We start from the raw sequence: 8,966 nt of genomic DNA, 5'->3' as shown, positions 1-8,966 counted from the left end.
CATTATGTCCAGAGCTTTCCTTTGTCACATTTTTTGCAAAGCTCCAGTATTATGCGATTGGCGCTCGGGTCAGAGATGAAGTTTATGAGCGTATTGAGCATGTTTTCCAATCCCTACAAGTTTTGTCGAACTCACCATCCAACACTTCGTTGGAGCCGATGGAATAGAGATGGGTGGTGAGGATGTAAAGATTACCTAGTGCTGCTTAAATCTTGGAAAAAGTGAAAATCCTTACTTGTTCTCTTCATTCTTCGACTCCCCAGTTTCACAATTTGATAGTAAAACTATCGCGTTGATGAAAGTCGGCTTGCGTACCGCAATGAGTTAATGCCCAATAAGTAATTTCACCAGCTTTTGACTGAATCACAGACGCGATCGCAATTTCTATTTTCTGCTCTATTTCTACAACTTTATCTAAATTGAGTTCGAGGTTTAGTAACAAATAATTTGGTCGATTATGCACGACAAATGGTAGGGACGTGAAGGCTGCTTCTGGTTGCATTCCTTGACGATAATCTTCAAAATGATAAATGTTCCAATCACCAGTAGGTGAGAGATTAAATTCCCAATATTGGGGAAAATCTTCAATTCCTAAAAAGAACTCTAAGCACGTTTGTTGCCACAATTCATCTTTGCGAGTAGGTAAATCTGTAGCTAAGGGAATAGCTAATTCTGCCAACTGTCCCAAAATTTGATATTGAATAGCTAGTCTATTAGACTGCCGCTCTATATTACCTGAAATTTCGATTTGAAACGGTGGATTATTGACGGAAAATGGCTTGAGGAAAAAAGTGCGATCGCTCATTTTAAATCTCGTCTTAAATCTTGCACGATCGCGTAAATAGTTGACTGTTGACTTTCAATACTTTGAGTAAGCTGAAATTGTACTAGCGCTCTAATTAGATTGTGTTCTGCATATTTTACTTTAGAGAAGTGAACGTTACCTACCAAATAGTCGGTAAAAAACCGCAGTCCTAATTCAAAAGCTAACAATCGGATTGAGTCGTATATATATTCGTAATCTTTTTCAGTTAAAAAATCTTTTGCTTGTGAAACATAGCCTTGTAAAATAGCTTGGGCAAGTTCTGTTTCAAATCGTACCTCTTGCCATTGTTGAGTTTCTTCACCCAAAGAATTACAACTCGATCGCAGACAGTCACCAATATCGTAGTGGATTAAACCAGGCATGAGCGTATCGAGATCGATAACACTGACGGCTCGTCCAGTATTGGTGTCAAACAGAACGTTGTTAATTTTGGGATCGCCATGTATTAAACGCAAAGGCAATTCTCCGCTGATTTTTGCATCTTCTAAAACACTTACCCAATTTCTATGAGTCTGAATAAACTGCAAGCAGAAATCTATTTCAGGAGATTTGTTTTTGTCATATTTTGCCAGCGCTGCATCAAATTGCTGAAGATAGCGCGGTGTAATATGAAACCCTTCTAAAGTGACGGCTAGCTTTTCGGGGGGTAAATCGCTAACTAGGTTGTGAAACCTACCAAGGGCGCAACCAGCCTCTTTAGCGCGATCGCTATCTGTAACAATGTCAAAAGATTGTGCGGCTTCGATAAAGCTAATTACCCGCCAGAATGCTCCTTCAGCAGTCACCCAATATTCCCGATTATCCTGTGTTAGAATTACGCTCGGTATTTCCCAACGACGATCGCTATTCCCATCTTGCAAGCGCTGGGTCGCATGGTCGGTAAAGACGCGCATATTCTGCATTACCAGTTCTGGCTGGCGAAATACATGCGTGTTAATGCGTTGTAGAATAAAGTGCTTTTGGGTTGAGTTTCTCAGCGTAACGAGAAAAGTATCGTTGATATTGCCGTTACCAAAAGCTTGAATATCTGCAATTTGACCTCGTACGTTAAATTGGTCGGCGATCGCCACCAAGTTGTCTATAGTTTTGCTTTTTAGATCGATCTCTTTTATCATATGTGTTCCGATTGTTGGTGCGTTTCGCCGATCGGTCGAATAACACCATTTGCCTTGCAATAAGACAAGCTGACAACCGGATATTATGCATCTATCTATAGGCTGAAGCAGGTAGCTTTTACTAAACTTTGCAATGTCAGGGAGCAGGGAGCAGGGAGCAGGGAGCAGAGGGGTAGAGCAACGGTCAACCATCAACCATCAACAAATGACAAATGACAAATGGCTGGAATGGGCAAAAAAGCTAGAGGCGATCGCGCAAACTGGTTTGACTTATACCGAAGGAGTGTTTGACAGAGAACGCTACAAATCTCTACGGGCGATCGCGGTGGAAATTATAGCAACTTATAGTCATGTCGAGCCTAGCTACGTTCTCGACTTATTTTCTCAAGAGGTTGGTTATGCTACCCCAAAAGTAGACGTGCGGGCGGCGGTTTTCCAAGAAGATAAATTACTGCTGGTAAAGGAAAAAGTAGACGGTTGTTGGTCGCTACCAGGAGGTTATGCTGATGTGGGCAACTCTCCTAGTGAAGTCGTGGTGCGCGAAGTTCAGGAAGAATCAGGATATCTCACCCGCGCCGTCAAATTACTTGCTGTCTACGATCGCGACAAACAGGGACATCCGCCTTTCCCTTATGCTGTTTACAAGTTACATTTCTTATGCGAACTCATTGGTGGTTCTCCATCATCTAGTATTGAAACTGACGAGGTAGCTTTTTTTGGCGAAGATGAAATTCCCCCATTGTCTCTGACACGGGTAATGCCTACTCAAATTACTAGAATTTTCCACTACCACCGCCATCCAGATTTACCGACTTATTTTGATTAACATTCAGTGTAGAGACGTTACATGTAACGTCTCTACACTGTCTTATTTTGCTCTAGTCACCAGTCACTAGTCACTAGTCACTGTTGTTCCATCCACTCAATGCCTTCTTTGAGTTTATGCCGCATTGTTGCTGCATCTGCATGATAGCGGCGACCGTGACCGGGTAATACCCATTCAAATGAGTAATCTAACAAGCGATAATTAGACTTAATCAGTTCTGACCAAGAATACCAGCAGACACCTGGAAAACCTGCTAATACTTGGTCGTCATCATCCCAAGCAATATGATCGCCTGTAAATAGAAACTTGTCTTTGTAGAGTAAAACTGTATGCCCTCTGGTATGACCAGGTACGGGAATAACTAGCAAATCGGACTCTAACTGATATGGTTCTGTACCAGTAATCTTAATTTCTGCATTGCGCGTACTGCCAGAAATTTCGTCTGTGTGAATAACGCGAAGTGCGCCTTCGCGCCCCGCTTCGCTATCGCAACCAAAACGATCGTGATATTTTTGATGATCGGCAACATCATCGCGGTGGGTGAGATATATATACCGAATTCCCCCCATCTCTTCGATTCGTTTTACTAATGGCGGCGTGAAACGGGGCGAATCTACTAACACGTTTCCCTCTGGACGCACAATCAAATAACTCGCTGCACCATAGGAATTTTCGGCATGATAGCCACAGTGATAAACATTTTCAGCTACTAAAATTGGAAAACTTTCTTGTACTGATTTGATATCTTTTGGCTTTTCTACCGTACCAATTGAACTGGTAGGACAAGCAAGTAAGGCTTGCAACGCCCGCAATCTTTCTGTCTCATTTGTTGGTTGGTGGTAGACTGCCGATTGTTCGCCAGTACGGTTAAATACTTCTGGTGTCATCCAACGGCAAGTATCGCAGTCAATACAGGTGGTATCGACATAAAAATTCCCATCTGTATTTTGAGGGCGACGCAAGTTTATATGAGCCATACCAAACCTCTTTACTTGTAGCCCAATTCCTAGCTAGGTCATGGCAGTTATTTACATCATAGTCATTACGAGTATGAATTAACAACGACAATCGTAGTTAAGGGTTAACTGTTAACCCTTAACTATTAACTGACTAAATCGGGAAATACTTGCTGAACGGCGGGATGGACGAGGCGATGATTTTGAACGTTGACACCAGCCGCTAAGAAAGGATTAACTTCCACAGCTTTCAGACCCAAATTCGCCAATTGCAACACGTATGGTAGGGTGCTGTTATTTAATGCTTGCGTTGCCGTCCAAGGAACAGCCCCAGGCATATTAGGAACGCCATAGTGGACGACTCCCTCTTCTACATAAACTGGATTAGTGTGAGAAGTTGGGCGTAAAGTTTCGATACAACCGCCTTGATCGACAGCAACATCGACAATCACCGCACCAGGATGCATTTGTTTGACTAAGTTGCGCGGGACGAGGATCGGTGCTTTACGTCCAGGGACTAAGACAGCACCGATGAGTAAGTCAGCTTGGGAGACAACAGCTTCAATCTGAGCAGAGTTACTGTAAAGTAGTTCTACTCTAGAACCAAATATAGTTTCTAAGTAGGATAGGCGATCGACGTTGACATCTAAAATTTGTACGGCTGCACCCATTCCAACGGCAATTCGCGCCGCTTCCGTACCAACAACACCACCCCCCAGGATGACGACTTTACCTGGTCTTACGCCTGGTACGCCACCCAATAGTACACCCCGTCCCCCCTGCTGGCGTTCGAGAAACCGAGCGCCAAACTGCACCGAGAGACGACCTGCAATAATACTCATGGGAGTGAGTAAAGGAAGTTTATTATTACCAGGTTGTTCTACAGTTTCGTATGCGATCGCCGTTACACCACAATCAATTAAATGTTCGGTCAAAGCGCGATCGGCTGCTAGATGCAAGTAGGTAAATAATAACTGCTCTTTTTGCAAAAATTTATATTCCGGCTGGAGTGGTTCCTTCACCTTCACAACTAACTCTCGGTTCCACGCAGCTTCTGGAGTGGAGACAATCTGCGCTCCGGCGAGCTTATAGTCTGTATCGGTAAAGCCAGCCCCCGTTCCAGCTTCAGTTTCAACAAAGATAGCGTGACCGTTTTCGTGCAGTACTCGCACGCTAGAAGGACTTAAACCCACCCGAAATTCTTGGTCTTTTGTTTCTTTGGGAACGCCTATTTCCATTTGCTTTTCTTTTTGCTTCTCTTTTGGTTGGATACTCCTCTCTCTAGCTTATGCTTGACAACTCTCATCTTGTGTGTCAAACATTGCGATCGGCTTTTTCAGTTGTCAGGGAGTAGGGAGCAGGGAGCAGGGAGCAGGGAGACTAGGAGCAGAGGAGCAGAGGAGCAGGGAGACTAGGAGCAGAGGAGCAGGGGAAAACCAACTACCAACTACCAATTACTCATTACCCATTACCCATTACCCATTACCAATTACTCATTACTCATTACCCATTACCAATTGCCCATTACCCATTCCAAACTCTAAGTTACGATTTTCTTAACACTAGCTTGCAGAAAAAAGTGTCAAAATATATGTAATATGGTTAAAAATTGTAAACGAACATCGCGCTAGCTTCTCCAGAGGTTGTTAGACTTTCGAGGCTATTATCAACAGTGAATTTTAGCAAATTCGTGTAACTCAAAGGATAAAAACATGACTGCCCAACCTCAACCAACAACTACACCTAGACTAGAAGAACCGAAGTTTGGCTTCAATGAGTATGCTGAGCGCTTGAACGGACGAGCGGCGATGATCGGTTTTTTATTGATGGTGGCGATCGAAGTTGTTACCGGACACGGCGTACTAGCTTGGCTGGGTTTAAAATAATTATCTAGCAGAAGTGCCGCTTGTATTGCTAGATATAGCGTTGACAGCAATAAGTTATGTGGGTGAGGTATATTGGTAGTACCTACAGAGCAAGACAGTACCTTAAAATACAAGCGGCTTTGAGCAGTAGGTCTTAGAATTATATCCAATCTGAGATAATAGCTGAAATAAAAGTAACCATATTGAAATGAACGCCGCACTACCTAGATTTTTGAAGTCAGCATATAGGAAAGAGCCGCTACCTGCCTTTTTGATCACGATTGGGGTAGTTGATGCAGTTATCGGCGGGTTTGGCGATCGCTGGTCGCTATTCACGATTGGATTGGGAACTGTAGGAGTTGCGATCGCCCTCCGATGGTGGATAATTTCGCAGAAGCGACAGCCAGAAGCACCCCAACCGGTGGCACAACATTATTTACCCTACCACTCTTCTAATTCGGAGCTACCACCATTAACTACGCCCAAGCAGAGAAGACGGAGAGAATAAGTCGTAAGTCCTAGTCGTAAGTCGTAAGTCGTAAGTTGTAAGCCGGAATTAACTGATAACTGATAACCGATCACTGTTTAAGCGCTGCTTTCAATATTTGCCGCACGCTGTCAAAACCACGTTGTAGGCGATTGGAATGATTGTATAAACGTCCCAACAATAGAGTTCCTTCGATCGCGTTCATCAGTTGTTCGGCTAAATTATCGGGTTCGATATCAGACTGCAACTGAGTTTGTCCTTGACGCAGTAATTGAGCGATCGCAAAATGCCATTGGTCAAACACCTGGATCAGATGTGTTTGAAATGATGTATCGTATTTTGCTAAATCGACAATTAAGTTACCTAAGAAACAGCCCCCACAATCCGGTTCGGTAAGGTGTTTTGCTTCTAGGCGATCGATTATCCACACCAGTTGAGCGATCGGATCGGTAGTATATTCGGCAGCAGGCTCGATAACATGAGTTTTGATTTGTTGCCACTTATAATCAATCAGTGCGTGGGCTAATTCATCTTTGGACTGAAAGTAATTGTAAAAACTGCCAGACGAAGTACCGCTGACACTAAATAGTTCTTTGAGTCCCGTAGATTGAAACCCTTGATGATGAATCAGATCTAAAACCGAGGCTAAAATATCCTCGCGAGTACGTTTCAGGTTAACCATTGAATCAGTTATCAGTGAAGAAAGGGTGTAGGGTGTAGGGTGTGGGGTGTAGGGAGAATTCGGAATTCGGAATTAATGCGTGAATTTTGAATTTTGAGTTGCTTTCTCTACTCCTCTGCACCTGAAGCCCCTCTGCTCCTCTGCTCTCTTGCCTCCCTTGTTCCCCTTGTCCTGTTCGTCTATTCATAAACTTACACCCGCAACTCCTCAACAGCGCGGGTTTCACGGGATAGGTGTAACTCTAATTCGGCTTTGAGTTCGTGATAGGCAGGATGGCGATCGAGACTTTCGCGCTTGCGGGGACGGGGGAAGGGAATATCAAGCACTTCGACAATTTGAGCGGCGGGACCCCGACTCATCATTACAATTTGATCTGATAGTAACAAAGCCTCTTCAATACTGTGGGTGATGAGAATTGCAGTTTTGTGTTGTTGCTCCCAAATTCGCGCAATTTCATCTTGCAAAAAACCCCGCGTCAATGCATCTAAAGCGCCAAATGGCTCATCCATTAAGAGAATTTGCGGATTAATTGCCAAAGCTCTGGCGATACCGACTCTTTGCTTCATTCCTCCCGATAATTCATGGGGATGTTTCTGTTCTGCACCCCGCAACCCAACTAGATCGATATATTCGCGCACGATCTGTTTTTGCCGATCGCGAGACATTTTAGGATAAACCGTTTCAATCGCAAAGCAGATATTTTCTGCTACAGTCATCCAAGGCATCAGAGAATAATTTTGGAAGACGACACCGCGATCGGGACCAGGATGATGAATTTCTGTCCCATTCAGCATTACTACACCACTAGTAGGTGGAGTCAAACCAGCAATAATGTTTAGTAAAGTTGATTTACCGCATCCAGAAGGACCGATAATTGAAACAAAGGTATTCGCTGAAATTTCTAAATTAATCTCAGCGATCGCAATATAATCCGGCGAAGTACGATGCAATAGCCGATCTACTAAGCTCTGTCTCCCAGGAAAGACCTTAAACACATCCTTCAGCACCAACTGAGTCGTGTCTTTAAGTGTAGGATCGAGCGTATCGGTATAAGAAATCATATTTGGTAAGTCGTAAGTCGTAAGTTGTAAGTCGTAACTAACCACTCGTGCGCTCTCTGCTCCCTGTTCACTGACCAAAAGACACCCAACTGTGTAATAGTCCCAAAAGGCGATCGAGCAGAATTCCTACTAATCCGATAACGACGATCGCGGTGATGATGCTAGTGACATTGAGGTTATTCCACTCGTTCCAAACAAAGCTACCAATACCCGTACCACCGACAATCATCTCGGCGGCGACTATCACTAACCAGGAAATACCGATACTAATTCGCAATCCTGCTACGATTTGGGGTGCGGCTGCTGGTAAAATGACTTTGGCGATCGTCCGCCAGCGAGATGCTCCCAAAGTTCTCGCTACGTTGAGGTAGTCGCGAGAAACGTGACTGACACCAAATTTGGTATTAATTAACGTGGGTGCAATGCTCGTAATTGCAATTACGAACAAGGCTGTTGCTTCGGAATTTTTGAGGATTGCTAGTCCTAATGGCAACCATGCTAAAGGAGAGACGGGACGTAGCAGTTGAATAAACGGATCGACGGCTTTGGAAACGACTTCTGATAATCCGATCGCAATACCTAGAGGAATAGCGATCGCCGAGCCGATGAAAAATCCTACCATCACTCGTTGCAAGCTTGCTAGTAAGTGCAGACCAATGCCTTTATCATTGGGACCATTATCGTAAAACGGATCGACGATCCAACTCCAAAAGTCGGCGATCGTCCGACTGGCAGCAGGCATCACAGGAGAAAATAGCTTCAATTGCACTCCCAATTCCCATACGAGTAACAACGCAGCTAGGAGTAAAAAGAATAAAATTGTGGCTTGTAAATTGGGATTTTGGAGCCAAGGATGAGCTGAGAAATGCGATCGCTGCTTGGATAATCGTCGGGAGTTGTCCACCATTACCTCTAAACCTTGAACTGTTTTTTCTGTTCTTGTAAATAGGCTTCAACTTTACCAGGGTCAAAGTCACCATTTTTCAGTTTTTCGATCCGCGTAGACTCCGCAGGTGGGTTTTGTCCCAATTCTTTCGCCAGTTCCCTTGCTAAGTCTGTCATATAGACTTGGGTGGCAATTTCTTCATATTTTGCCTTTTCTGTCGGCATTAAATCCCAGCGTACCATTTGAGAAGAAATCCACTTGG

The 8,966-nt window shown here is 43.9% G+C and carries 12 protein-coding genes and 1 pseudogene; 4 read left to right on the top strand and 9 right to left on the bottom strand.

Annotation, left to right across the window (positions count from 1 at the left end):
• Positions 1-265: 265 nt before the first annotated feature.
• Complete coding sequence (locus tag ACRC32_RS02555) at positions 266-805, bottom strand: DOMON-like domain-containing protein (protein WP_438552501.1); 540 nt, start codon at positions 803-805, stop codon at positions 266-268.
• Positions 802-1,941, bottom strand: a complete 1,140-nt coding sequence (locus tag ACRC32_RS02550; RefSeq protein ID WP_438552500.1) for a phosphotransferase enzyme family protein — start codon at positions 1,939-1,941, stop codon at positions 802-804. The genes ACRC32_RS02555 and ACRC32_RS02550 overlap by 4 nt, the downstream gene beginning before the upstream one ends.
• 205 nt (positions 1,942-2,146) lie before the next feature.
• Here ACRC32_RS02550 and ACRC32_RS02545 point away from each other — a divergent pair, with 205 nt between their 5' ends.
• On the top strand, positions 2,147-2,767 hold the full coding sequence (locus ACRC32_RS02545) for an NUDIX hydrolase (RefSeq protein ID WP_438552503.1): 621 nt from the start codon (positions 2,147-2,149) through the stop codon (positions 2,765-2,767).
• Between the two features lie 77 nt (positions 2,768-2,844).
• On the opposite strand, the gene ACRC32_RS02540 is transcribed toward ACRC32_RS02545, so the two are convergent.
• Both ACRC32_RS02540 and ald read right to left on the bottom strand, forming a co-directional pair.
• Complete coding sequence (locus tag ACRC32_RS02540) at positions 2,845-3,744, bottom strand: MBL fold metallo-hydrolase (RefSeq protein ID WP_438552499.1); 900 nt, start codon at positions 3,742-3,744, stop codon at positions 2,845-2,847.
• A 125-nt stretch (positions 3,745-3,869) separates the two neighbouring features.
• Positions 3,870-4,961 (bottom strand): alanine dehydrogenase, encoded by a 1,092-nt coding sequence (gene ald, locus ACRC32_RS02535; RefSeq protein WP_438552498.1) that lies wholly within the window; start codon positions 4,959-4,961, stop codon positions 3,870-3,872.
• A 73-nt stretch (positions 4,962-5,034) separates the two neighbouring features.
• On the opposite strand from ald, the gene ACRC32_RS02530 reads away from it, so the two are divergent.
• The 3 genes from ACRC32_RS02530 (at position 5,035) to ACRC32_RS02520 (ending at position 6,096) form a co-directional block, all read left to right on the top strand.
• Positions 5,035-5,283 carry a hypothetical protein gene (locus ACRC32_RS02530; RefSeq protein WP_438552497.1) on the top strand — a complete coding sequence of 83 codons (249 nt, stop codon included), beginning with the start codon at positions 5,035-5,037 and terminating at the stop codon, positions 5,281-5,283.
• 152 nt (positions 5,284-5,435) lie between these two features.
• Positions 5,436-5,609 (top strand): chlorophyll a/b-binding protein, encoded by a 174-nt coding sequence (locus tag ACRC32_RS02525; protein ID WP_015154741.1) that lies wholly within the window; start codon positions 5,436-5,438, stop codon positions 5,607-5,609.
• Between the two features lie 187 nt (positions 5,610-5,796).
• A complete protein-coding gene (locus ACRC32_RS02520) occupies positions 5,797-6,096 on the top strand; it encodes a hypothetical protein (RefSeq protein ID WP_438552496.1) in 300 nt (99 codons plus the stop codon).
• Positions 6,097-6,166: 70 nt separating this feature from the next.
• On the opposite strand, the gene ACRC32_RS02515 is transcribed toward ACRC32_RS02520, so the two are convergent.
• From ACRC32_RS02515 to ACRC32_RS02495, 5 genes and pseudogenes are all read right to left on the bottom strand, one after another.
• Positions 6,167-6,757, bottom strand: a complete 591-nt coding sequence (locus ACRC32_RS02515) for a TetR/AcrR family transcriptional regulator (RefSeq protein ID WP_438552495.1) — start codon at positions 6,755-6,757, stop codon at positions 6,167-6,169.
• Positions 6,758-6,761: 4 nt separating this feature from the next.
• Positions 6,762-6,944 carry a hypothetical protein gene (locus ACRC32_RS02510; protein ID WP_438552494.1) on the bottom strand — a complete coding sequence of 61 codons (183 nt, stop codon included), beginning with the start codon at positions 6,942-6,944 and terminating at the stop codon, positions 6,762-6,764.
• Positions 6,945-6,948: 4 nt separating this feature from the next.
• Positions 6,949-7,818 (bottom strand): ABC transporter ATP-binding protein, encoded by an 870-nt coding sequence (locus tag ACRC32_RS02505; protein WP_438552502.1) that lies wholly within the window; start codon positions 7,816-7,818, stop codon positions 6,949-6,951.
• 67 nt (positions 7,819-7,885) lie between these two features.
• Positions 7,886-8,725 (bottom strand): nitrate ABC transporter permease, encoded by an 840-nt coding sequence (ntrB, locus tag ACRC32_RS02500; RefSeq protein WP_438552493.1) that lies wholly within the window; start codon positions 8,723-8,725, stop codon positions 7,886-7,888.
• A gap of 5 nt (positions 8,726-8,730) precedes the next feature.
• Positions 8,731-8,966: pseudogene (locus ACRC32_RS02495) on the bottom strand (nitrate ABC transporter substrate-binding protein); the annotation flags it as partial.

The organism is Chroococcidiopsis sp. (assembly GCF_051657925.1).
Taxonomy (GTDB): domain Bacteria; phylum Cyanobacteriota; class Cyanobacteriia; order Cyanobacteriales; family Chroococcidiopsidaceae; genus Chroococcidiopsis.
This window is presented reverse-complemented; position numbering and strand designations above follow the sequence as displayed.